Annotated in this window: 13 protein-coding genes; 6 read left to right on the top strand and 7 right to left on the bottom strand. The window is 61.7% G+C overall.

The features are described 5' to 3' along the window. Positions 1-263: 263 nt before the first annotated feature. Genes ACXYL9_RS13360 through ACXYL9_RS13385 form a run of 6 tightly spaced genes read left to right on the top strand, consistent with a single transcriptional unit; the run spans position 264 to position 17490 of the window. A complete protein-coding gene (locus ACXYL9_RS13360; RefSeq protein WP_459040055.1) occupies positions 264-10838 on the top strand; it encodes a T1SS-143 repeat domain-containing protein in 10575 nt (3524 codons plus the stop codon). A 33-nt stretch (positions 10839-10871) separates the two neighbouring features. Next, on the top strand, positions 10872-11582 hold the full coding sequence (locus ACXYL9_RS13365; RefSeq protein ID WP_459040056.1) for an OmpA family protein: 711 nt from the start codon (positions 10872-10874) through the stop codon (positions 11580-11582). 18 nt (positions 11583-11600) lie between these two features. Next, a complete protein-coding gene (locus tag ACXYL9_RS13370) occupies positions 11601-13001 on the top strand; it encodes a TolC family protein (protein WP_459040057.1) in 1401 nt (466 codons plus the stop codon). 24 nt (positions 13002-13025) lie between these two features. Next, positions 13026-15167 (top strand): type I secretion system permease/ATPase, encoded by a 2142-nt coding sequence (locus tag ACXYL9_RS13375; protein ID WP_459040058.1) that lies wholly within the window; start codon positions 13026-13028, stop codon positions 15165-15167. Further along, positions 15164-16228 (top strand): cell wall hydrolase, encoded by a 1065-nt coding sequence (locus tag ACXYL9_RS13380; protein ID WP_459040059.1) that lies wholly within the window; start codon positions 15164-15166, stop codon positions 16226-16228. Before ACXYL9_RS13375 ends, ACXYL9_RS13380 begins: the two co-directional genes overlap by 4 nt. Then, positions 16225-17490 (top strand): HlyD family type I secretion periplasmic adaptor subunit, encoded by a 1266-nt coding sequence (locus ACXYL9_RS13385; RefSeq protein ID WP_459040060.1) that lies wholly within the window; start codon positions 16225-16227, stop codon positions 17488-17490. The genes ACXYL9_RS13380 and ACXYL9_RS13385 overlap by 4 nt, the downstream gene beginning before the upstream one ends. A 16-nt stretch (positions 17491-17506) precedes the next feature. Here the strand turns inward: ACXYL9_RS13385 and ACXYL9_RS13390 are convergent, their stop codons facing one another. From ACXYL9_RS13390 to ACXYL9_RS13420, 7 genes are all read right to left on the bottom strand, one after another. Then, positions 17507-18454: a transglutaminase-like cysteine peptidase gene (locus tag ACXYL9_RS13390; protein ID WP_459040061.1), complete on the bottom strand. Its 948-nt coding sequence runs from the start codon at positions 18452-18454 to the stop codon at positions 17507-17509. A gap of 107 nt (positions 18455-18561) precedes the next feature. Beyond that, positions 18562-19686, bottom strand: coding sequence for a hypothetical protein (locus ACXYL9_RS13395; protein ID WP_459040062.1), 1125 nt, complete (start codon positions 19684-19686; stop codon positions 18562-18564). Then, on the bottom strand, positions 19686-21212 hold the full coding sequence (locus ACXYL9_RS13400; RefSeq protein ID WP_459040063.1) for an MBOAT family O-acyltransferase: 1527 nt from the start codon (positions 21210-21212) through the stop codon (positions 19686-19688). The genes ACXYL9_RS13395 and ACXYL9_RS13400 overlap by 1 nt, the downstream gene beginning before the upstream one ends. Beyond that, on the bottom strand, positions 21209-23095 hold the full coding sequence (locus tag ACXYL9_RS13405; RefSeq protein WP_459040064.1) for an HAD-IIIC family phosphatase: 1887 nt from the start codon (positions 23093-23095) through the stop codon (positions 21209-21211). The genes ACXYL9_RS13400 and ACXYL9_RS13405 overlap by 4 nt, the downstream gene beginning before the upstream one ends. A gap of 13 nt (positions 23096-23108) precedes the next feature. Then, on the bottom strand, positions 23109-23351 hold the full coding sequence (locus ACXYL9_RS13410; RefSeq protein WP_459040065.1) for an acyl carrier protein: 243 nt from the start codon (positions 23349-23351) through the stop codon (positions 23109-23111). A gap of 18 nt (positions 23352-23369) precedes the next feature. After that, complete coding sequence (locus ACXYL9_RS13415; RefSeq protein ID WP_459040066.1) at positions 23370-24314, bottom strand: class I SAM-dependent methyltransferase; 945 nt, start codon at positions 24312-24314, stop codon at positions 23370-23372. After that, the gene (locus tag ACXYL9_RS13420; protein WP_459040067.1) at positions 24314-24799 is read right to left on the bottom strand and encodes a VOC family protein; all 486 of its coding nucleotides are present in this window, start codon (positions 24797-24799) and stop codon (positions 24314-24316) included. The genes ACXYL9_RS13415 and ACXYL9_RS13420 overlap by 1 nt, the downstream gene beginning before the upstream one ends. Positions 24800-25150 lie beyond the last annotated feature (351 nt).

Raw genomic sequence — 25150 nt, forward strand, 5'->3', positions numbered from 1 at the left:
ACCGCAGGCCTAAGACATTCCCGTAAACTATTGTTTGCAATAGCGATTAACTGGCTAATTCAGCTATAGTTAATTCCCTTGTAACCATAGGTGATTCCTGTTCCAATCTGTCCAAGAGGGAAGGTCTGCGAAGTACGCGGAAATAATCCCTCAGTATGGGCCGCATCAGCGTTTTCGCCAGGCGAAGATACGCAGATGCCTGTGTAACTATTTCAACCTGACCGCGACGACGCTCGACATATTTTTGCGGAGCGTACCAGGACATGGACTTTCAAGATCGCGGCGAGACCGACCCCGAACTTTCCCAAGGGCAGGAATCTGAACTCCAGCCTGACACCAGCACCAACACGCTGCCGGCCGGCCAGGATGTTGTAACGCTGCCGCCCGGCGCGTCGCTGGACGATATCGTGGTCGAAGGCCGCGACCTTGTCATCCAGATGGCCGATGGTAGCCGCCTGGTCATCCCCGACGGCGCCGTTTTCGTCCCGCAGATCGTCATCGACGGTGTCACGGTACCCCCGTTCAACATCGCCCAACTGCTGGCGGGCAACGAGCCTCAACCGGCTGCCGGCACCCTGCAAAGTTCAGGCGGCAATTTTGCCGAGGACGAGGGCGCTATCCAGGACGCTTTCGATCTTGGAGACCTGCTGCCCTTCACTGATTTCGGGTTTCCGCAGGATCCAGACGATGAGATCATCCCTGATCTGGTCAATCGGGATCCGGACGTGGTCATCCGCACGCCCAACAATCCGGCTGGGGCGCAGAATGCGACCGCATCGGTCGACGAGGCCGGGCTTCCCGCCCGCGGCAACGAACCAGAGGGCACTAATGCCCCGAGCCCTTCGGAAAATACTACCGGGACGATCGTCTTCAGCGCGCCCGACGGTCTTGCCAGCGTAACCATCGAAGGCGTAGCTGTGACCAGCGTTGGGCAAACCATCGCGACACAGTTCGGCACGCTGACGATCACCGGCATCGATCTTGTCGCAGGTACGCTCGACTATTCCTATACGTTGGGCGACAACACGCTGGGAGCCGGTAACACCGACGTCCTCACGGTCGTAGTGACAGAGAATGATGGCGACCAGGCCACCGCCACACTGACTATCGCGATCACTGACGATGCGCCGATTGCGGCCGACGACCTTGGCGAGGTGCCCGCTGGCAGTCATGCGCTCATCGCAGGCGACGTGCTGGTAAATGATGTGCCAGGGGCCGATGGATACGCGGTCGAGGGAGCCGTGCTGGAGTTTGGTAACGGCGAAAGCACCGTCGCTCCTGGGACTGCCTTGCAGGGCGAATATGGCGTCCTGACGCTCAATTCTGACGGCACCTACAGCTACGCCCGCGATGGCAACACGCCCGGCGGGGTCGAAGAAAGCTTCACCTACACCATTGTCGACCAGGACGGCAGCACGTCGACTGCCACGCTGGTCATCGCGATCGGCGACGCGCGCGACGTGTTCACCGGGGTTCCCCGCGAGGGCGACGGTACGGTCGTGAACGAGGGCGGGCTGCCTGCACGCGGAGACGAACCTGCCGGGACCGGCGAAATCTCTGATGCCGACGGCACCAACGACAGCGATCCCTCGGAGAGGACGAGCTCGACTGTCACCTTCAATTCACCCGACGGTGTTGCGAGCCTGACGATCAACGGGGTGGCGATCAACGGCGCCGAGCTGCCTCTTTCCATAGTGGTTGATGGCGGAACGCTCGTCATCACCAACTATACTTACAACCCGCTCACCGGCGATGGCAGCTTCGATTACCAATTCACGCTCAATGATAACACGCAGGGCGACACCAGTTTCAGCTTTGAATTGGTCCTTACCGATCTCGATGGCGACCGGGCCGAGGACACGCTGGTTATTACCGTGGTCGACGATATGCCCAGCGCTCTCGACGACAATGGCGCGGTAGCAGCAGGCGAATACGGCCCGATCGGTGGCAACGTGGTCACCAACGACACGCCCGGCGCCGATGGCGTAACCGTCTCGAGTTACAGCGGGACTGGTAGCTCGGGCGCCACTGGCGAAACGGTCCAGGGAACATACGGTACGCTTACCATCGCTGCCGATGGCACCTTTTCCTACACCCGCGATCCCGGAACGCCAGGCGGCGTGTCGGATACGTTCAGCTACACCATCACTGATGGGGACGGCGATGAGGCTAGCGCCAATCTGATCATTGCCATAGCGGATTCGCCAACAACGCTTGATCTGCCTGACGAAGGCGAAGGCGGAACGAGCGTCGCAGAAGCGGGCCTGGCAGGTCCTCCAGCTGGTTCCGATGCAGCATCAAACAGCGAACAGACGACCGGAACTTTCACCTATAACGCACCCGACGGACCGGCGCAGGTGACCATAGACGGGGTCGCCGTCACTGCGGTCGGCCAGCTGTTTTCCGGAGATTTTGGTACGCTCAGGATCGATAGCATCGCTGACGGGTCGATCACCTACACCTACACCTTGGCGACCAACACCAGCGGCGATCTCACCTCGGACGGCTTCGTCGTGCGGGTGACGGATCAGGACGGAGACTTCAGCGAGGCGACGCTCGACATCGCGATTGTCGATGATGTTCCGACTGCCAATCCAGATTTCGACTCGGTGTCTGAAGATGGAGCGCTCGTCGCCGATGGCAATGTGCTGACCGGCAGCGGAGGCATTGACGCGAATGCCACTGACGGGACGGCCGACGTGTCCGGCGCTGACGGGGCCAGTGTGACGGCGGTCGCTTTCGGCGCCGTCGAAGGCGAGGTCGGGATTCCGCTGCCCGGAGCCTATGGCACGTTCCTGCTGAACGCCGACGGCAGCTATACCTACACGCTCAACAATGATCATCCGCTGGTCCAGGGCCTCGACTCCACCGAGAGCCTGACCGAGGTATTCACCTACACCATTACCGATGGAGACGGCGACAGCTCTACCACTACGGTGACGATCCAGATCAACGGACAGGGCGATCCGATCACCATTGGAGGACTCGACACCGATCCGGCCGAACTGACCGTCGATGAGGATGACCTCGCTGATGGTTCATCGCCCGATGATCCTGCACTGACGCAGACCGGCAGTTTCACCATCACCAGCCAAGATGGCCTGGCCCAGATCACGGCGGGTGGTCTGACAGTGTGGACCGATGCCGGTGGTTTCGTACCCGGGCAGACGCTTACCACCGCTATCGGTACCTTCGTCATTACCGGTGTGACCCCGACAGTGACGGACGCCAACGGCGATGTTACCGAGGCAACCGTCTCTTTCAGCTATGTAATCAATGACAATTCGCTCGCCCACTCTACGAGTGGCGAAGACACGATCCTCGAAAGCTTTGCCATCGAGGTGACCGACACCGACGGTTCAACCGATAGCGGATCGGTCGACGTTCTGGTCATCGACGATGTGCCTACCGCAACCGACAACAGCGCCAACGTCACCGAAGGCGGTTCTACTGCCGGTAATGTGCTCACCGATGATGATGGTTCGGGTGTCGATGTCTCGGGAGCCGACGGTTATGGAGCTGCGGCTGCGCTTGTCCGCATCGACAGCGTCAACCAGACGACCAGCCAGACCAGCGTCGACTTGGCTGGCAACCTCGTTCTCGCGGGTGAATTCGGCACGCTGACCATCAATGTGGTTACCGGCGTGTATAGCTACGAATCCGACGCCAATTCGACCAATGTCGATGCGCAAGATGTATTTTCCTACACCATTGCCGATGGCGATGGGGATGAGGCCACCGCGACGCTGACCATCAATATCGACAATGTCGGCGGGCAAGTCTTCGACAACGATGTTATCGTCAACGAAGCCGGTCTGGACGGAATCGGCAGCGACGCGGGTTCGGACAGCGAAACCGATAGCGACGGCCAAATTACGGTCATCGCGGCGACCGGTCCGCTGGTTTACACCCTGCTTTCTCCCGCTGACGGGACCTATGGTACGCTGACACTGGATGCCGATACCGGCGCCTACAGCTACACGCTCGATACGCCCTTCACCGACAGTGTCGACGAAAACGGCCCCAACGCTGTGAACGGCGCCGAAAGCTTCGCTTACGAAGTGCGCGATACTTTCGGCAATCTGATCGGCACCGGGGAAATCTTGGTCAGCATCATAGATGATGTGCCCACGGCAACCGACCAGGCAGGCCAGAGTGTGGCTGAGGATGCTGTCGGGACCATTGGCGGCAATGTTATGACCGACGGTGTTCCCGACACCCAGGGCGCCGACGGGGCGGAGGTTACAGCGGTTACCATCGGCGGGGCGACAACCGCCCTGCTGGCCGTTGGCACGACAGAGGTAGTGACCGCAAACGGGACGTATAATTTCGACCGCGACGGCACCTGGACGTTCGATCCCAATGCCGACCTCGACCACAGCGGCGGCGATATCGATGCCTCGTTCACCTATACGCTGACCGATGGTGACGGCGATTTCGACACTGCTATCCAGCCCATAACCATCACCGATGGAGCAGGCCCGGCGGCAGGCCCGCCGATCACGCTCGCACTCGACGACAAGAACCTGTCCGATGGCAGCACTCCGCTGCAACCCGATTTCGCCAGCGGTATGATTGTCTTCACGCCGGGTTCGGACAGCATTGCCTCGATCGTCTTCGGCGATGTCGCCGCGCTGGGCGGCGGGCTGACCTGGGTGCGCGTGAGCGACACGCAGATTACCGGCTCGGACGGTGCCCGGCTGGTGGTGACACTCGACCTGGCGGTGGTCGGAACCACGGCCACGGTCACGGCCACGCTCAACGACAATTACGACGATCACCCGGGCATCGATGTCGCTGACATTGCGGCGCTTGGTTCGGTTGACGTTGTCGCCACCGATAGCGACGGAGATCCCGTCAGCTCGACCGTCACCCTGACGGTATCCGACGATCTGCCCACACTGCTGGCCAGCGCGCCTGCCGCGAATGCACTGACCGTCGATGAAAGCAATTTAGCGCTCGACGCGACGGCCGATTTCTCTGGACTGTTTACGCCGGACTACAACGCCGACAATCCCGGAACGATTGGTGGCTACGTCTTGGGTATCAATCCCGGCGCCACCGGCATTGTCGACACTGCGACCGGACAAGCCGTGGTGCTGGTCCTTAACGCCGGCGTCGTCGAGGGCCGGACCGCAGTTTCGAACGACCTGGTCTTCACCGTGACCGTCGATGCCGCGGGCATGGTTGAACTCGACCAGCTGCGCGCGGTTCGCCATGATCCGGATGCCGGCCCCGACCAGCCGACAGGCTTTGCCGCCGCTAATCTGGTCACGCTCTCTGCAACCGTGACCGACAGTGACGGCGATACGGCTACCGCCACCGCCAACATCGCCAGCGGCATGACATTCCGGGACGACGCTCCGTCGCTTTCCAATGTCGCGCTGAGCGGCGCCGTCGATGTCGACGAGACCGACGGCTTCCCGACCAGCGATACCTCGGCGGCCTCGATCCTGAGCTTCACCAGCGCCTTCGGTGCCGATGGCGATGGCGGAACGGTATTCACCATCTCCGTGAGCGATGCGAACAGCGGACTGGCAACAGCCGTTGGCGATTTCCCGATCACCCTGGTCCAGACCAGCGCGACGGTCATCACCGGGCAGTATAACGACGGGTTCACTACGCTGACCGCCTTTACCGTGACGATCAACGCCAATGGCACGGTTACGCTGCTGCAGAATGTCGCGCTCGAACATCTGGTCGACGGCGACGACAGTGCAGGCGAGCATAACGATGCGCTGAACCTTGCCGGCAAGATCGATGCCACGGTCAAGATCACCGATGGCGATGGCGACACCGATAGCGAGACTGTCGCAATTGGCGGCGCATTGACCTTCTTTGACGATGGTCCCTCGGTTATCCTGAGCGGTAGCAATCCCGATTTGCAGGTGTCCGACGCCGACCTGGCGACCGATGCCTCATTGTCCTTTGCCGGAGCCTTCACTTTTAATGGCGGCAATGACGGGACCGAGAGCACCAGCTACGCGCTGTCTGTGGTGAATGGCTCTGCATCGGGCATCTTCGATACCGCCACCGGCAACCAGGTTTTCCTCTTCCTCGAAGCCGGCATCGTTGTCGGGCGCGAGGGTGTCGACGCGGTTGCCGCAGCAGCTGGCCAGATTGTCTTCACCGTGACCGTCACGGGCAGCTCGGTCGAGCTCGACCAGCTTCGTGCAATCGATCATACGCTGTCCAATCTGGACGGTGCCAATGCGACGCTGCTGGCAGACAACCTCGTCCAGCTTACGGCTACCATTACCGACAATGACGGCGATACCGACAGCGCCACGCTGGATATCGGTGCTGACCTGCTGTTCGCAGACGATACGCCGACTGCTGCCACCCCCCTGATCGCCTATCTCGATGACGATACGCAAACGGGCGGGATCGACGGGGGGCCGGACGACCAGGTTCCCAACGAAAGCAATCTGACTGGCACGCTGGTCGATCCGACCGAAGGCTTCGGCAATGACGGCGGTACGGTGGCCTTTGCCACTACCGGCGCACCGGCGGGCTTCCAATACGTTGCCAGCGGATCCAACATCCTGATCCAGCAACAACAGGGTACGCCTGCCGTTTGGGTGACGGTGATCACGGTTACGCTTGATGCCAATACCGGCGATTACAGCGTTACCCAGAACGCCAATATCCTTCATGCCGACGACGGCAATAATGACGAGAACGAGCAGAGCTTCACACTCTCGGCCACGCTGACCGACGGTGACGGAGACACCGCGCCTACCTCGCTGACGATTGTCGTCGACGACGATACGCCGACAGAAAACGCCGCCAATTCCAGCGGCACGGTCGACGAAGACGGGCTTTCGGGCGGCATTGAAGGCGGCACAGGCGATGTCCTGGGCACGGCGACGATCGCCACCGGTTCGGTTGCCGGCTTCTTCAATTCGGGTGCTGATGCACCGCTGACCTATGCGCTCTCGACCGATACTTCCGGTCTGCTGGCTCTCAAGTCGGGCGGTGTCGATGTTACCTACGATGTGACGGGCAACACGCTGACCGCTTCGGCCGGCGTGACCCCGGTATTCACCATCGTCCTTGACCCGGACACCGGCGGCTGGACTTTCACCCTGCTGGCCCCGCTCGATCATGCCGATGGTGCCAATGAAAACGACATCACTGTCAACTTTGGCGGCATGATCACGGCGACCGATGCCGATGGCGACACGATCGTGTCTACCACCAGTGTGGCCGCAGTGACGATCAATGACGATAGCCCGGTCTCCAACGACGTGCTCGCGACACCCGTCCTCGACGATGATGCGCATGGCACCGGAAATGCCGGTGGCACAGGCGATGTGGCCGACCAGACCACCGCCTCGGGAGTTGCAGGTGCTCTGTTCAGCGCTGGTGCCGACGGGGTCGAGGCGATCACCGTGTCCGGTCCGGCCATGACGGCCATCTTCATCGACGGCAATGGTGTCGGCAACCAGGAAACAGTCGCCTGGAACAGCGTCACCAATGGCGACGGCAGCGTCACGGTGACCGGTTCCACCACCAACATCGCCAGTGTGGCCGTGCTCACGGTTTATACCGATGGCAGCTACACTTACACGCAGAGCGTGCCGGTGGTGAGCAGCACGCCGGGTACGCCGGGGGCCGAAGAGACTGACAATTTTGTCTTCATCGTGCAGGTCGAGGATAACGACGGTGACATCGACAGTTCCAACCTGACGATCCAGATCAACGACGATACACCGACCGCCAATGATGACACCAATTCGCTGAGCGAGGATACCGCCTCGGTCGGTGGCAATGTGCTCACCGACGGCACGCCCGATGTCTTCGGCGCCGATGGCAAGGGTATTACCGCGATCACTGCGGGAACGGGCAACACCCTCGGCACGTGGGGTACTTTAAGCCTCGGTGTCGATGGCACCTACACCTACAATCTCAACAATTCGCTGGTGCAGGATCTCGACGATGGCGAGACCCGGACCGACAGCTTCGACTACACGATCGAGGATGGTGACGGCGACAGTCACACCGCTTCGCTGACGATCACGATCAACGGCGCCAATGATGCCCCGGTAGCCAACGCCGATACCAACTGGACGATCGAGGATGCCGCCGCGGCGATCACGGGCAATGTGCTGCAGACGATCGATCATACGCCCGGCGCTCCCAGCGGCACCTTCGGCGATGTCGCCGATACCGATGTCGACGTTGAACCGCTGAGTGTTACCACGACCGGCGCCTTCAATGGCGACTACGGCATCCTGACGCTCAACTCCGACGGCAGCTACAGCTATCGCCTCTATACCGAGGCCGAGAATGCTGCTGCCTACGCGGCAGTCCAGGCGCTCAATGCGGGCGACGTGCCGCTTACCGATGACTTCAATTATACCGCAAGCGACGGCGACCTGAACGACAGCTCGACGCTGACGATCAGCATCTTCGGCGCCAACGATGCGCCTGTAGTTGGCACCGCTACCGTTGCTACCTCTGACGAAGGGCTCGCCGGCGGTCTGGCCGATACGGCGGGGAACCCAACCGATACGACCAACCTTGCCACCGCCAATGGCACGGTTTCGATAACTGACGTCGATGACACGACCTTCACGGTCACGTTGAGCGTGCCGACTGAATCGCTTGCAGTGAGCGACGGAAGCCCGACCGGTGCAGCCATCAGCTGGTCGCTGAGCCCCGACGGAAAGACCTTGACCGGCGAGGCCACGGTCAATGCCATCTTGCAGACGGCAATCACCGTCGTGATCGACGATACCGGCGCATTCACTGTCACCCAGTCGCTGCCGATCTTCCATAGCGTTACCGGCACCGAGGACGTGACTTCGTTCACTGTCGATGTGAGCGTCAACGATGGCACGACGACCACGGTCAAGACCGACGCAATCACGGTCAACCTGGAAGATGACAGCCCGATCGCGGTCGTGGCAGACGACATGGGCGCCACCAATACTCCGGGCACCTACTATGCAGACCTGGATATCGACGACAATGTCGACAACAATTTCGGGGGCGATGGTGGTCGGGTGATTTTCACCCAGGCCACGATCGATTCCCTGGTCTTGCAGGCACTTACATCTGATTTTGCGGCATTGTCCTACTCGATCTCGGCCGATGGAACGGTGCTGACGGCGGTCAAGAGCGGTACGACAGATACGGTCTTCACGATCACTCTCGATCCGGACACGGCGCAGAACGACTACGTCCTCAACCTTGTTCAACAAATCGATTCAACCTCCACCATCGATTTCAACGATGGTGGATACAACTTCGTTGGCGGTAACGGATCTTGGGCGGGTTTCACCCAACCGGGAGACAACGACAGCCCGGACCTGCTGTTGACCCCGGTTGGCGGCGGCACGGTCAATACCAATGCCAATGAAGGCGGGATTGCTTCGGGTAACTCGGTCGGCTCGGGCGAGGCCATGCGGGTCGACTACGTGACCGACCTCATCGGTTCGCCGGTTTCGGGCGGCGACTTCTATGGCGGTGACGATACCCAGAACTTCGACGGACACTACCAAATCAATGGTGGGTCTGCCTTCTTCACCAGAATTAACACTGCAACCACCATCAAGATTAAGGCCTTCGACGATGACGACAGTGGTACGGTAAAGAACGTCGGGGACGGGACTCCCGACACGATCACCAGCATCGTCATCATCGTGAATGGCGCGTCGGCTCTTGTTGGAACTAGTGGTGCGGTCAGCGTTGGTGGTGTCACGTTCACGGTCACCTTCAATGGCGACGGGACTGTCAATGTTGCCGGCGTGGTCGCGGATACCCGCATCGCGGCCTTCACCGCCGATGGCTACAACAGCGTCGAATGGACCTATGTCTCGGGCGACACTTTCAAGATTGGTGACTTCGGTGCGACCGCGATCACCAACGATCCAGTTTCGTTCGATGTCGAGATTTCGGTGACCGATCTCGACGGCGATATAGTCGACTCGGGCGAATTCATGATCACGCTTGATCCCGTGATGCCTGCGGCTCTACCGCTCGCCACGTCCTCGCAAAGCACACAGTCGTTCTCGACTTCGACCATGCTGCTGAACGATCCACTTACCGATCCGAATGCGACCAATGACAATGGAAGCGGTTCCGGAATGGGTGGCCAATCGTCGATCCAGTTCCAGAGCGCCTTGCGGATCGGCACACGGATGTCCGAGATTTCGGCCGTGGCCGCACTTTCGGGCGCGATCCTGCTCAGCGAGCAGATCGTCACCGGACCGGTCGCAGGGCAGTTTGGCACGGACGGACCTGTGGGCATGATTTCTGTCCTGCCGACGAGCATCGGCACGAAATTTTCGCCAGAACAGTCCGGGCTCGACAGCTTTGATCCGTCCAGCCTGCTGACACTGTCGGTTGCAGGACCGGACGCTTCGGATCTTGCCAACCTCCTGGGTACGCAAGACGGACTGAGTGACGGTCGCTGGTCGATCCAGTCGCTGCAAGCCGAACCCGACCAGTTCGAACCGCTTTCGGTCATCGAACCGCAGGGCGAGTTTGCACCCGCGATGGCACTGCCGACTTTCTCCGGCATTGATGCCTCGATGGAAGCATTGCTGATGCTCGATCCCGCACAGGACCTGGCATCGCTGGATGGCTTGAGGACGGCCGACGCGGTTGACGCCGCATTGTCTGAAATTGCAGTCGGCGCGCAGCTCGACCAGATCCTCGACCTGTTCGAAGGCCAGTCGCCGGTGTCGGATTACCTCGTCAATCATAGCGGGGGGCCGGATGTCGGCATTCTCGACCATCACTTCGAAGCTGGGGTCGCCGTTATCGACCCAGCCCAGCTCGATACCGACCAGGCCGAAGCAGCGATTGCAGCTACGGCACAAGCCTAAACCGATGAACGATGCCCAAGGGGGGGACGGAAGATGAGACCAACGGCCAATTTTCTCACCGCGTTAACCATGTTTTCGGCTTTGCCGGCTGCACTGGCAGCGCAAGACGATGGTGCCAGCCTGGTATCGGCTGACAAGGACACGCTGCGAGCGGAGATCCAGTCCCGTTATGACGCGGCATTGGCGGTCACCAGTGGTGGCGAGATGATCGCGGCGGACGATCCGCGGTTCATGTGGGCATCCGAAGCAAAGGTGCAGTGCGGGATTGCGCTGGGCTTCCTGAAATCGGGCACGCGCGACGAAACGAGCATCGGAAAATGCGCTGATGCATCTGACCGGATGGCGCGTCGCCGCGTGGTGGCTCCACGTCCGGTGGCCCCGGTAGCGCCGCCCCCGGAGGTCTGCACCAACGTCCAGCCCGGACTGCTGTTCTTTGACTTCGACTCCGACACGCCCAAGGCAGACGCTGCCCAGGCAGTCCAGTACGTCGCCGCCAATGCCGAGGCATGCAACTGGCGCTCGTTCGGAGTGACGGGGCACACCGACAGGGCTGGCTCCAACGCCTATAACGATGCTCTTTCCATGCGCAGGGCCCAATCGGCCGCGAATTTGATGGAAAGCCTCGGCATTGACCGCAGTCGAATGACGATACGCGCAGAGGGCGAGACCAAGCCGCGTGTGCCGACCGAGGATGGTGTCCGAAACCCGCAGAACCGTCGGGTCGAAATCACTGTGTCCCGGTAAGGATTGAGAGGAGTTCCCATGCGTAGTTTCATTCTTCCAATAACCGCCGCGGCCTTGCTTGCCGGGGCATCTCCCGCAGCCATCGCTCAGGATTCCGCCGGAACGGTGACTCTCCAGGAAGCGATCGATACCGCCATGCGGTATAATCCGGAGATCCTGCAGGCACAGTTCAACAAGGAAGCCATCGAGTTCGAGCGCAAGCAGGCCGAAGGCTTGAACGGCCCTCGGGTCGATATCGAGGCCTCCGCCGGTGTCCGCCAGCTCAAGAACCGGACCAGGCGCGCCCTCGGCATTGCCAATGACGAGCTCTATCCGCTGGAAATGGGCATCTCGGGCGAATACACGCTGATCGATTTCGGCCGACGCCGCGGCGAATTGCTGCGGCAGGCGGCACGCGTTGACGGAGCCTCGCTGAGGGTTCTCGAACGCTCCGAACTGGTCGCCTTGCAGGTCTCGCGGCAATATCTCGATGTCCTCCTGCAACAGCGCATCGCCGCTGCGGCAGACGATAACCGCCGGTTCCACGAAATGCTGGTGGGCGATCTCACCCGCGGTGTGACCGAAGGGTCGATCAGCATTGCAGACCAGCAACAGGCCGAAGAACGGATGCAGGCAGCGATTGTCAGGTCCGAAGAAGCGACCAAGTCGCTGCGCGACGCGCAGATCACGCTGCGGACGCTGACCGGGCTCGATATCAATTCGGTTGTCGTCCCGCCCAACCTGGTGGCAGCCATGCCGACCACGCTCGATGCAGCGATCGGCATGGCCCGCACCCGCAACCCGCTGGTCCGCGAAGCGCAGGCCGATGTCGATGCGGCCAATGCTCTGGTCGAGAAATCGGAAGCCGACCTTTATCCGACAATCGGATTGGAACTGAGAGGCCGCGCTGGCGACGATATCGACGGTTTCTCGGGCAAGACGACCGATATGCAGGGCCGGGTGGTCATGCGCTGGAATGTCTGGGACGGGGGCGTCAACCGGGCGCGTCTGCAGGAAACCATCAGGCAGTCATCAATTGCCCGCTATGCGCTGCATTCGCGGCTTCGTGAAGCCGAAGAGGATGTGCGCTCGGCGTGGAATGCGCTTGATACGCAGGGCCGGATCGGGACTGCGCTGGAACGACAGTCGAGCGTGTCGGACGACCTGCTGCTGTCGTATCGCAGCCAGTTCAACATCGGTCGGCGTTCGCTGCTCGACGTGCTCGATGCGCAGAACACACGCTTCAACACGCAGGTTCGGCGCGAAACCTCGAGGTTTTCGGAGATATTTGCCCGTTACCAGGTTCTCGCGGCCACCAATAATTTACTCGAAGCGCTCAGTATCGCGCCGGGAACAGGTGCGGATTCGCGCGAGCGTGAACGGTTCGACTACGGGCCTTCGGCTCCGGCCGAATTGCAGCGCCGGGTTTACCCGGACTGACGCGGGAGAGGGCGACAATGTGCCATGACACATCTGGACGATAGCTTGACCGGCGAGAGCCTGGACAGTCTGTCGTTGTGCGTGGCGGAGGCTGCGCGTCGCTACGCTCCGGGCTTTTCCTATTCGGCATTGGCGCAATTGCCGCGCCATGCCGACGGCCGCCTGCCCTGGCACCAGGCCGATGCTGCGCTCGAACTGGCGGGGGTCGGTTTCGAAGCGTCGAACGAACGCAAGTTGTCGCGGCGCGAGGATCGATACCCGGCACTCGTAGAACTCGCTGACGAACGTTTCGTCCTCATCACCGAAGCGCGGGACGAGGACCTGCTGGTGTGGGAACCGGCGACCGGCGAGGAGACGTGGCAGCCCCGCGTTGCCCTGACGTCGGAATATGCCGGGCGGAACTACAAGCTGTTCGGCAATCCCGACCTGCAGCGGGCAGACGAGGCGCCGTGGCATGCCAAGGCCCGCGGCCACTGGTTCTGGGGCGAATTGCGCAAGGAGCGCCGCTCGTTCTGGCCCGTGATCCTGGCCTCGCTGGTCATCAACATGCTGGCAGTGGCGCTGCCGCTGTTCACCATGAACGTCTATGACCGGGTGATCCCCAATCGGGCGACCGAGACCTTGTGGGTGCTTGGCGCGGGCGTGGCGCTGGTGTTCGTGCTCGAATTCGCGCTGCGGAGGGGACGTACGTCCGTCCTCGACCAGATTTCCCGCCGGCTCGACCTCAAGCTGTCGCAGAAGATCTTCGGCCGCCTGCTGGCAACGCCCCTGCAGGAACGCCAGGGACATACCGGCTCGCTCGCCGCGCGGGTGTCCGAATACGCCATCGTGCGCGATTTCTTCGCCTCGACCACCGTGGTCCTGATGATCGACGTTGCTTTCCTGTTCGTGTTTGTCGGGGTGATCGCCATCATCGGCGGCTGGCTGGCGCTGATCCCGCTCACCATCATCCTCGCCATGCTGGTGGCCGGCTTCTATCTCCAGCGCAAGGTTACCAATGCCGCGCAGGACGCGCAGGCGGATTACGGCCTGCAGCAGACCCTGTTGGTGGAATCGCTCTCCGGCATGGAAACGCTCAAGAGCATGGGCGGTGAAGGCGGCGCGTTGGGCCGTTGGTACCGGCTGGCTGAAGCGGGCGGCAATTCGCAGGAAAAGCTGCGCAACGTCAATTCGGTCGCAGTCGGTCTCGCGCAATCATTCCAGCAGGTGTCGACCGTGTCGTTGATCATCGGCGGCTATTACCTGTTTGCCGCAGGCGAGATCTCGATGGGCGCGATCATCGCCATCGTCATGCTGGCATCACGCTCGCTCGCCCCCGCCGGACAGATTGCCTTTGTCCTGACCAGGGGGCGGCAGGCCAAGGAGATGCTGTCCAGCATCGAGCGGTTGTTCGAGGCGACCGACGAGCGCCAACGTGGCGGATCGCTGGCACCGGCCCAGATCGCAAAACCAGTCGTGGCGTTCGAAAAGGTTCGCTTCACCTATCCCGACGCGTCGCAGCCGGCGCTCGACGGGATCGACCTGACGATCACGCCGGGCGAACGGGTGGCGATCGTCGGCCGGGTCGCGTCGGGCAAGTCGACCCTGGGCCGGGTGCTTTGTGGCCTGTACGAACCCGGCGAAGGCAGCGTCCTGGTCAATGGCCTCGACACGGGCCAGTATCGACCCGAGCAGTTGCGCGAAGCACTGCGCTTTGTCGGGCAGGACGCGGCGCTGTTCTCCGGTTCCGTGCGCGACAACCTCGCACTGGGACGCCGCGACGCGACTGACGAACGGATCCTGGCCGCGCTTCAACAGACCGGCGCCGACCAGTTCCTCGCGCGCGAAGGCGGCTTCGACCGGCCGGTTGGTGAAGCGGGCCGCAAGCTGTCAGGTGGCCAGCGAGCCTTCCTGTCGCTGGCGCGTGCGCTGGTCACGCCGTGCGAGTTGCTGTTCCTTGACGAACCGACCGGCGCGATGGACAGCCAGACCGAGAAGCTCTTCGTCGAGCGGCTCGGCTCGGCCCTGACGCCCGACCAGACCCTTGTCATCGCGACCCATCGCCCGGCGCTGTTCTCGCTATGCAACCGACTGATTGTGCTGTCGCAGGGCAGGATCGTCGCCGATGGTCCGATTGACCAGGTGTTGGCTGCGGCCGGTCCTGCAGCCGAAGGGCTGACGCAATGAGCCGCCTCGGTCGCCTTGCCGTGCGGGCCTTCGGCCTCGCGCCGGTCATGGCCATCGCTGCATGGCCGAGCATGTTGCCCGCCGATCCGCTGGGCACCCCGGCACGCGGGGAAATCGAGCTGCAGGTGAAAAGCCGCCTGGCGCAGATGTCGACCGGCCAAGGGCAGGCCCTGCTGGTTGAAGGCGTCGACGCCCAGTCGCGCAACCAGGCTATCCCGGTATCTGCCGGGCAGCGGCTGACGCTGTCGGCCTATTCTCCCTTTGCTGCCGGTTCGGCGCAACACCTTACGGCGGAGCGCTGCCTGACCCAGGCGATCTATTATGAAGCCGCGAACGAACCCGAGCGGGGCAAGCGCGGTGTCGCCCAAGTGGTGCTCAACCGGATGCGACATACCGCCTATCCCAATTCGGTCTGCGGCGTCGTCTACGAAGGCGTGAACGCGCGCGTGTGCCAGTTCAGCTTCACCTGCGACGGTTCGCTGCGCCGTACGCCGCTCCAGCGCCAGTGGAGTGAATCGCAGCGGATCGCCCGCGATGCCTTATCAGGTATGCAATTCGCCGATGTCGGCACCGCTACCCATTACCATGCAAATTACGTGGTTCCGCGCTGGGCCTACACCCTGCAAAAGCTCGACGTGATCGGCACTCACATCTTCTACCGCTTCCCTGGCCGGGGCGGGGCGCAAAATGCCTTTGTCGCCCGCTGGTCGGGCAGCGAATACATCCCAACTATCAACTGGTCCCGCTTCGCCGCGTCGGTTGTACCAGGGGGTGAAGACAGCCCGGACCCGATGACGGAGGATCTTGTACCGGGCCTGACGGTCTCACCTGACAAGAAGGATCGACACGCTCCCAACGATGTCGGCGGCCGGATCGATACCACCAAGCAATGGCGTCTCGCGATACCTGACCCCGTTAACGCGGGGACGACCTACAAGGCGACGCTCGCTCACCAGGCTCCGGCGGCCAAGGCCAAGGGACCGGCGGTGCCCGCGACGGTGTCCGCAGCGGTTCCGCTTCAGGCCAGACCGGCCGCACCGGCCAAGGAGCCCACTCCATGAATGTGTTGCATAGCTGGGAGCGGCTTGATGCTCCTCGCAGACTGATCGTCATTTCCGCCATTGGGCTTGCCCTCCTGCTGGTCTGGGCCGCTTTCGCCGAGGTTGACAGCATCACCCGGGGCACTGGACGGGTGATCCCTTCGAGTAAGGTCCAACTGGTCCAGCCCTCGGAACCGGCGGTGATCGAGGATATCCTCGTCCGCAATGGTCAGACGGTGAAAAAGGGGCAGCTGCTTGTCCGCCTCGACGATGCGCAATCGTCCTCGGAACTGGGACAGCTTCAGACGGAAAATCAACGCCTTTCGGTGCGCGCCCAGCGGCTCGCCCAGGAAGCTTCGGGCGGTTCACTCGGGTGTGAGGAAGGCGCTGTCTGCTCCGACGAGCGGCGACTGCAGCAGGCACGCGTTTCCGCTGCCAGGGCGCGAGAACGATCGCTCGCCGCCGCGGTCGAACAGCGCCGCCGCGACATGCGCGAAGCCGATGCCACTATCGCATCGTTGCAGGACAGTGCCCGGCTGTCCCGTGAACAGGTGCAGATGCTCGAGCCGCTTGCCGCACAAGGGATCGTGCCGAAGACCGATCTGCTGACCGCGCAGCGCGAACTGGTCGATGTGCGCGGGCGCTTGTCAGCGGCGCGCCAGGCTTCCGCACGCGCTTCGGCGGCGATCAGCCAGGCCCAGTCGGAACTCAATTCCGCGCGGCTCGATTTCCGTCAACAGGCGCTGGACGAGCGCTCCGAGGTGACCACCCGCATGGCGGTCAACGAGCAGACCATTCGTGGCGCCGAAGCTCGCCAGCAGCGCAATGAATTGCGCGCCCCGAGTTCGGGCATTGTCAACGATGTCCAGATCACCACAGAGGGCGGTTTCGTCAACGCCGGCGAGAAGATCATGCAGATCGTTCCGGTCGGTGACAAGTTGCTGGTGGAAGCGAGGGTCGCGCCAAGCGATATCGCCTTCATCAAGATTGGCGATGCGGCCATCGTCAAGGTCACGGCCTATGATTTCTCGATTTACGGAGGGCTGCAGGGCCGCGTCCAGCAGGTCTCTGCCGACAGTATCTATGACGAGGTCGAGCGTGAGGCTTACTACACGGTGCTGATCGAGACCGACAACGCCTTCATCACGCGCAGCGGACAATCATTCCCGATCGTGCCGGGCATGATCTGCGATGTCGAGATCCTCACCGGCAGGCGTACGATCCTGAGCTATCTGTTGAAACCGGTGGCCAAGGCATTCGACCGCGCGCTGACCGAGCGCTGAGCGCAGTTTTCCGGACCTAGTAGCCGTGCAACCAAGCTTCACGGTCGTTGAAGCTGAGCACCGGCGCGTAATCATGCGATGACCTACCGTCGAGCAGATCGTCGGTGGCGTTGTCGAGAATTACGTAACGTCCCTCGATCTTGACGACGAGCAGCGCGTGGTCGGCCTTGCGAACGCGGTCACGGGCGATGGTCAGATACATGTCCTCGCGCGCAACACCAGCTGCGGCCAGCAACTGCATCTTGGTGAGGGCATAATCTTCGCAATCCCCCTTGCCCAGGCGCAGGGTCAGGTTTGCGCCGGCCCAGAAGTCCGCTTTCTTGAACAGGTCGCGGTCCTCGACATAGGTGATCGTCTTGTTGACCCAGCGATTGACCTTGTCGACCGTGGCAAGCGTCGGATCGACACGACGGCCGAAGTTTCGCCGTAGGGTCCCCCCAACGGTTTCGCGGCGGACACGGTTCCATTCGCGGTCCATGCTGGTCTTGCCGATCCGCACCTTCTTGGAGGCGAGGAAATCATCGGTCTCGTAGGTCCGGACCCGGGTGCGCAGGCCCGAAGGGATCAATCCCGGTCGGGTCCCGGCACATGCCAGCGTGTCAGCGGGACGAACCCCGCCTGCTGCCGGAGCCAAACCTTCGCCGATCATGGCTGGCGCCGCGAGCGCTACTGCTGGTTCGGATCCTTGCTGTTGCATGCGAATGCGGTCGAGGGCGCTCATCTCGCCACCCAGAATGGCGGCGCGCTTGCTGGCCTGGACCGTCGTCGGGACGGGTGAGGTCATCGCTGCGGCCGAGGCCATCTGGCTGCTACAGGCGACACCTGCGACCGTGGCCAGCAGGGCCGGACTGGCGCCCTGGAACGCAACCTGCGCCTGCGCGGGTGCAGCATAGAGCTGTCCCCCTGCAACAAGGCAGAAGGCGAGCTTGGTCGCAACACAGCGGGGGCGAAAATTCCGTGCCATGCAAACGCTTTGGCACGCAGTCCGCCAACGACTGGTTCCGAGACAAGGTTAACATCACGGTAGGAAACTAAGAGGCAAATGCGGCCAGTCAGTCAAGAACGGAAGGTCTATCTTGAGCTTGGCTCGTGGGACGCCCCTGAATCAATGGGGCGGTTCAGGGCGCGCTCTATGCCGCTGCGCAATTCTCGCTCGTACTGGTCGAAGTTGTCGGGCTTGAGCAGGAAATTGCCGTTGGCAACATCCTCGACCATCCGACGCAGCTTGCGCGGGTGTCCGTAATGGAAAGCGTCAAACATTCCCGAAGTATCGCCGACGATCAATGGGTCGATATTGATCGCATGAACCGCGACACGCGAAGGGTCTTCGAGCGCGGCCCGTTCGACCACGCAGCGATGCATCTTCATCAAGGTCAGATGCCCGTCTGGCTCGCCGATCTGTGTCCAGTAAAAGGGATACGCTGCAAAGGCGTTCGGCGGGAATACGATGTCGACGCGAATCTTGTTTCGGCGCGATGTGGCGAACACCCGGTCAAGTGTATCCAGCAGCAGGGCGTAACGTTCGCAGGACAGCTTGGGCGCGTCGATGCCCTGCATGGGGAGAGAAAAGCCGACACGCGCGTGTTCCATGGCTTCTATCTGATAATTGTCGAGGGCATCGTCTTCGCTCGGTTCGATCTGGCGGCCTTCCTCGCTCCATTGCGGAAGATAGAAGGTCCCGCCGCGCGCCTGGGCAAGAAGGGCGGCCAACACATCGGAATTGAATTCCGGCAATTGCCACCATTTCGGCTCGAGCACTTCGATCGTGCGCTTCCCGAATGCGCTCTGGCCGAGCCAGGGACGTCGCCAATATTCGCCGATCTCGAGCAAGAGACGTCTCGCCCCCGGGTTTCGTGCGGCGGCGAGGAACAATGCGCGGGCATCGCGAGATGTCTGCCCGGCCTGAGAGATATTGGCTGTTTTCCCGCCGCTGCCTAGTTGCGCAAGCATGGGCCCGGTCAGTCGCAGGGAGGTAGACGTACCGGCCATGATTACTTCGGGGCGCTGGGCAAGTTGGGTTGGAGCAACGAAGGGCCGGATGGCGAGGGGATAGTTGCGCTCGTCAAGCTTCAGACCAGCTTCGCCAAATCCCCGCAGGTTGAGCGGATCCCAAATCGTCAAGCCGACGAGGCCTGCCATGGCCAGCAGGAACGGCAGGGAGGTGAGGATGACATAAGTTCTGACGGCACGTTGCATCAGAACACCTCGTAACTGAACGAGGCGGCACGGGGCAGGGCGTAGAGGCCTGCCAGCGCCAACAGGATCGTGGCCAGGGCCCAGCTGGCGCGCGGCCTCCAGTGCCAGCGCAGTAGGCCGGGTGTGTAGCTGGCGACCCGGTAGGTGATGATCCCGGGCCGATAGCGGCGCAGCAGCTCCTGGCTGTTGGGCAGGAAGGCAACTGTACCCATCGCAAGGATCACAAGGCCGTAATCTGGCCAATCCGGCTGGGTCGCGAACCAGTGGTGATTTCGGATCACCACAAGATCGCCCAGCAGATCGCCCAGTTGCGACAGTTTCGGTGCACGGAACATGGCAAAGGTGAGGGCCAGCATCGGCAGCAAGATCGCCCGCCCACCCCATTCGCGCAGCCAGGCCGGATATGTTTGTCGCCGGCGTTTCCAGAACCTGCTGGATTGCATTTCGGTTTCGGCCGCAAACCAGACCCCGTGGATTACGCCGAACAGCAGGAATGTCTCGGTGGCGCCGTGCCACAAGCCGATAACGGCGAAGTTCAGGACCAAAGGCAACCATACTGACACGACCTTGGCCGGCATCCGTGGCCAGCGCCTGTGGGCAGCAAACCGCGCGCCGTGCAAGGACAGGGGCGTGAACAGGAAACGCGCGATGATCCGCGTCAATGTAACGTGCCAGCGGCGATAGAAATCAGCGATCCCGGTCGCGCGGAAAGGCGAGTAGAAATTGATTGGCAGGATGATGCCGAACAACCGAGCCACGCCGATTGCCATGTCCGAATAGCCGGAAAAGTCGAAATAGAGCTGCAGCATGTAGCCGCCGATGGCGCCCGCCGCATCGAAAGCGCTGACGTCAAAGCCCTTGCCAATTAGGCTCCACACCGGATCGACGAAGGTGGCCCCTATGCCGTCGGCGATAAATGCCTTCTTGAACAGGCCGATTGAAATCAACGTTAGTCCGACGGCAAAATTTATGGCTCGTACCCGCCCAAAGTCCTTGCGACGAAACTGCGGCAATACCTCGTCGAGATAGGCAATCGGCCCGATCAGCAGGTTGGGAAAGGCGCTGGCAAAAACGACAAAGCGCAACAGTCCGCGCCTGCCTTGCAGATGTTCGGCATTGGCGCGGCTGTCGAGCAGCGCAGCGATGCGCTGGAACGTCAGGAACGAGATGGTGACCGGGATCAACGCCCCGATCACCAGCGCCCATTCACCGCCCCCGGGAACCAGCTTCAATAGCTTGGCATATTTGAAGAGACCGAGAGCGCCGAGATTTGCAAGTATGCCGATGATGAGGGGCCACCGCCTGGACTGACCCTGCGCCAAGCGCATCACGAGCCCGCCATTGACCACCAGGCTGGCCATAAACAGGCCGAAGAACCACCAGCCTTGTGATTGCGCGACGACGAAGCTGGCAAGCAGGAGCACGAACAGCGCTCCGGTTTCGCCACTGCGTCGCCCGACGGCGTAGAAAGCCAACAGCGTGAGCGGCAGCAGGAACAGCAGCAGGGCAGGAGTCAGCAGGCTCATCGGCTGGCGAAGGGAAGGTCCGGTGTGCTCCAGTCCGCCAGATCGAGCCGATAGAGGCGCGATCCGTCATCGTCCGTGCCGGTCAGCGCGAAGCCGAGATTGTCGTAATGGTCGGCGACCATGGCGTTCCTGCCGCTCGGAATGAATCGTGCGGTAATGAACTTGACGCCGGATGCACGCGCAGCATCTGCCAGGTAGGCCAGCATCGCGTCTTCCACTCTCCGGCCAAGAACGCGGCAACTCATCAACCAGCTGTCGATATCCCAGATCGAGCCGTCGCCGGTGATGCGGGCGATGATGATGCCGATAATGCCGAAGTCGCCATAGCGATCGCTGAGGCGCGTTTGCATGGTGAAAACTTGCGGGTCGGCTTCAAGCGCAGCCACTTCGGCTTCGCCATAGCGCCGCGTGGTCAGGTTGAACTGGTTCGACTTGCCGATGAGCTGGGTGATGCGGGTGCGTCCCAGGGCGTCGAACGCGGCGTGGCTGATCCACATTTCGAGAGAGGAAAGATAATCCCCCAGGTCGCGTGCCCGCTCTTGCACCTCGACCCGCTGCGCGTTGGCGTGATAGCTCTCGGCGCGGCCTTGGTCCTCGGCCGAAAAGCCGGTTGTCTCGAAATAACCTGCTGAAAGAAGGTAGGAAACATACTCCGCAGGGTCTTCCGGCAGATCTGGTACGGCGACCATCGGCAGCGCCGCCCTGACAGCAGCGCGTTCCGCCGCATTGTCGTCGAGCAGGACGAGCGCATCGAGGCCGAAATTAAGGGCTTTCCCGATAGCCTCGAGATTGGTCGCCTTATCCAGCCAATTGGCCTGAAAGACCGCGATGTCGCTTTCCTTCAGCAGCATGTCGGGATGTTTGCGGAATGGCAGACGGGCGTTGGCATCCTCGTTCTTCGACGAAACGGCCAGGACGATACCGCGTTCTTTCAGATGAAGTGCAGCTTGCTGCACAGCGAGGAAGGCCTGACCCTCTGCATCGTCCGCACCGATCCTGATACCTTCCAGCCCATCGTCTCCGATAACGCCGCCCCAGCAAGTGTTGTCGAGATCCAGCACCAGGCATTTACGCGCCTTTCCCCGGATCGCGCCGAGCAGGGCGCCGAGCCGATCGGTAAAAAGCGGGATCGCGGCCGGCGAGAACGGCAGCTTGAACAGCGCATGGGCGCGGGGATCGTGCCAGGCTCCAAGGCCGAAGCTGGCAGCGATACGCGAGACATCGAGCAGGCGAGAACCATGACGAGCGGCAAGATCAGGTAGGGCGGCGTTGAACGCCTGCATCATTGCATGGGGACTGCCCGCTAGACTGGCGTCGAAACTGCCGAACAGTGGTTCGAAAGGGAGGGGTAGAGTGCAGATGATCGCTGTTCCGCCGCAATTGGCCCCAACCGCATCTACCAATGCCTCCAGCCGTCCCACGGCCTCCTGGACGTAGGCGTGGGCCTGTGTCTCATCCCACTGCGGCCGGTCCAGCCCGAACCAGGCCGGGCCAAGCGCGAGGAGAACCACATCTGCTTGACGCTCCCGCGTTGCCGAACGGCTAGAGAGCAACTCGCTTTCGACCAATCCCGGCTCGGCTATATGCAGATCGACTGCCACGCCGTGTCGTGCACCTGCCGCAGGAAGGGCATCTGTGACCAGGTCGAAGGTCAGGTCGGTCAGCACAGACAGTCGCACGGGTGCCAACGGCGCCATGTCGCGTCCGTCATCGAGCAATCTTGCTATCGCGCGCGACAGCTTCCGCGCCTCGGGCGCAGCCAGTGCGCACGCCGACAGCGTGCGGGCATGCCGGCCTGGTTCGGTAGTTTCGCCCAGGCTTGCAATGCGCGCGCGAATGTCAGGCGGGGGCGCGGGAAGCCAAGGCAGTTGGGCGAGATCCATCGTGCGGAGCGCGCTACCCGGCGTGACCTTCGACGAGCGTGATGAGCCCACCGACATCCTTGAGCGAGGTAATATCACCGGTGGCGAAGCGGACACCGTATTCGCTTTCGATCGCGACGATTATGCGGATGTGGGCGAGGCTGTCCCACCCATCCACTTCGCTCGCCCTGGTCTGCTCGGTCAGGACTATGGTTTCATCATCCAGCTCGTCGCGGATGATCGCGGTAATCGTTGCGAGGATCGAGGTGCGGTCCATCTGTCTTTGAACTCTCTGTTATCTTGTCGGTTTCTGCGCGGTCACGACGCAGGTGATCGTCAGTTTCTTTGCTTGCGCCCGTTCGAGCGTTGCCCCGGTCATCGGGAAAGCGCGGGCATCGAGCACGTCGAGTCCGGCATTGCGGGCAATGGTGGCCGCATGATCGAGCCCTTCGAACAGGAAAATGTGATCGGGGGCAGGGCTGTTGGCCGGGACATTGATCCACACTTGGCCCCCGGGCCGCAACCAGTGCGAAACAGCCTTGAGTGCGGCCACCGGGTCTTCGAGATGTTCGAGTATCTCGCTCAACACGATACTGTCGAAAAAGCCACCCGCCGGGGCATCATCTGCGGCGAACAGGTCCTGTAGTCGCAAATCGACCGGTTTGGTGACGTGCAGCGTGTCGAGCGCGGTTCGCGTCTTTGCGATGCTGGCGGGACTGATATCCCATCCGGTGATCGAGGCGACCTGGGGCGACCGTTCGGCAAAACACATCAACATCCCATGTCCGGGCCCGACTTCCAGATGAGCGCAATCGTCGGGCAAGCCCGGCAGGTAATCATTTGCAAAGGCGTCGAATGCAGCGGCGTGATTGGCCCACAGCACGTTCGAGACCAGCAGGCCATTGAGATACCGGCCCATGAATTCGGCGTTGGCGTAAACTTCACGCTCGACCTCGGCGAAAGAAGACAGGCGATAGCTGCCGTGGCGGCGGAAATGCAGTTCCTCGGGCAGGACGATGTCTTCGCAAAGGAACCGGTAATCGGCGATCAGCGCATCAAGCCCGCCGGCATGCGCATCGGCAAGCGTCAGGATGGCGCGCGACAAATCGTCGCTGACAGACAGGCAACGCATGGTTCTCTGGACAAGGCTGGTTTCGATAAACTGGCGATGTTCGGGCCAGGCCTCGCCAACGCGTTCTGCAAGTCGGTCGAGCGCGGGATACTTGCTATCCTGTGCCATCAGCGCACTTCCTCGATGAATTTATGGCTGTGGCCAGGCGCCTCGATCAGTTCGAACACGAAGCCGGCCGCGGTCATGAAGAACTGGATCCGCGCACCGTCATAGGCGATCGCTGGCCGTGGTTCCGAGGTCGGAACAGCACCTTGCGCGCGAATATGGGCAGCATCGCGGTCGAGATCCTCGATCAGATAGGCGACATGGTTGAGCAGGTCCTTGCGCGATTTCAGAGCACCTGCCACGGGGCTGTCATCGCCGATGGGCTCGAGCAGTTCATAGACCACTCCGGCGCGGTCGCGCCCGAACTGCAGGCGCACTCCGTTGACCGGATCGGTGTGCTCTTCCGTCCAACTCGTGATGCCGAATACCGGGCCGATTGTGCCGCGCCCACGGGCAAGCGATTTCACCACGACGCCGAGGTGATCGAATGTCCAATGGCTAGGCTCGCCACCTGCAATGATGTTCGCGATGTTCTTGCCCCTCGACAAACGAAGCGCTCTCCCCTGGACATCGCCATAGCAAGCCCGAGGCTCTGTGCAAGCCGCATCCCGTGCCGGCTAAACGGTACGTGCGCAGCAGGCCCGCGTCAGACGAGATGCACGCTGTTTCCTAATTTAGTTTGGCCGAGTTGCTGGCGTTTGTCTTGTTACAGTGAGTCTTGTGAGCCATGAATGGCGCTTTCGCGCCCAGCGTTGGGCCATCACCGAAGATCTCCAATCTCAGTAAATCTCAACGGCTGAAGCATCATTCGAGGATAGCAAATTGGATAGCGTGAAAGTCCTCCTGCAATATGCGCTTCCCAAGCGTTGGCTGACTGCAATCGCGGGCCTGGTGGCTCG

Source organism: Qipengyuania sp. CAU 1752 (assembly GCF_054482615.1).

Excerpts from the sequence above, each read along its gene's own strand:
- ACXYL9_RS13395 (WP_459040062.1), bottom strand. The coding sequence starts at position 19,686 with ATGCAACGTGCCGTCAGAACTTATGTCATCCTCACCTCCCTGCCGTTC.
- ACXYL9_RS13410 (WP_459040065.1), bottom strand. The coding sequence starts at position 23,351 with ATGGACCGCACCTCGATCCTCGCAACGATTACCGCGATCATCCGCGAC.
- ACXYL9_RS13400 (WP_459040063.1), bottom strand. The coding sequence starts at position 21,212 with ATGAGCCTGCTGACTCCTGCCCTGCTGCTGTTCCTGCTGCCGCTCACG.
- ACXYL9_RS13380 (WP_459040059.1), top strand. The coding sequence starts at position 15,164 with ATGAGCCGCCTCGGTCGCCTTGCCGTGCGGGCCTTCGGCCTCGCGCCG.
- ACXYL9_RS13365 (WP_459040056.1), top strand. The coding sequence starts at position 10,872 with ATGAGACCAACGGCCAATTTTCTCACCGCGTTAACCATGTTTTCGGCT.
- ACXYL9_RS13390 (WP_459040061.1), bottom strand. The coding sequence starts at position 18,454 with ATGGCACGGAATTTTCGCCCCCGCTGTGTTGCGACCAAGCTCGCCTTC.
- ACXYL9_RS13405 (WP_459040064.1), bottom strand. The coding sequence starts at position 23,095 with ATGGATCTCGCCCAACTGCCTTGGCTTCCCGCGCCCCCGCCTGACATT.
- ACXYL9_RS13385 (WP_459040060.1), top strand. The coding sequence starts at position 16,225 with ATGAATGTGTTGCATAGCTGGGAGCGGCTTGATGCTCCTCGCAGACTG.
- ACXYL9_RS13415 (WP_459040066.1), bottom strand. The coding sequence starts at position 24,314 with ATGGCACAGGATAGCAAGTATCCCGCGCTCGACCGACTTGCAGAACGC.
- ACXYL9_RS13370 (WP_459040057.1), top strand. The coding sequence starts at position 11,601 with ATGCGTAGTTTCATTCTTCCAATAACCGCCGCGGCCTTGCTTGCCGGG.
- ACXYL9_RS13360 (WP_459040055.1), top strand. The coding sequence starts at position 264 with ATGGACTTTCAAGATCGCGGCGAGACCGACCCCGAACTTTCCCAAGGG.
- ACXYL9_RS13375 (WP_459040058.1), top strand. The coding sequence starts at position 13,026 with ATGACACATCTGGACGATAGCTTGACCGGCGAGAGCCTGGACAGTCTG.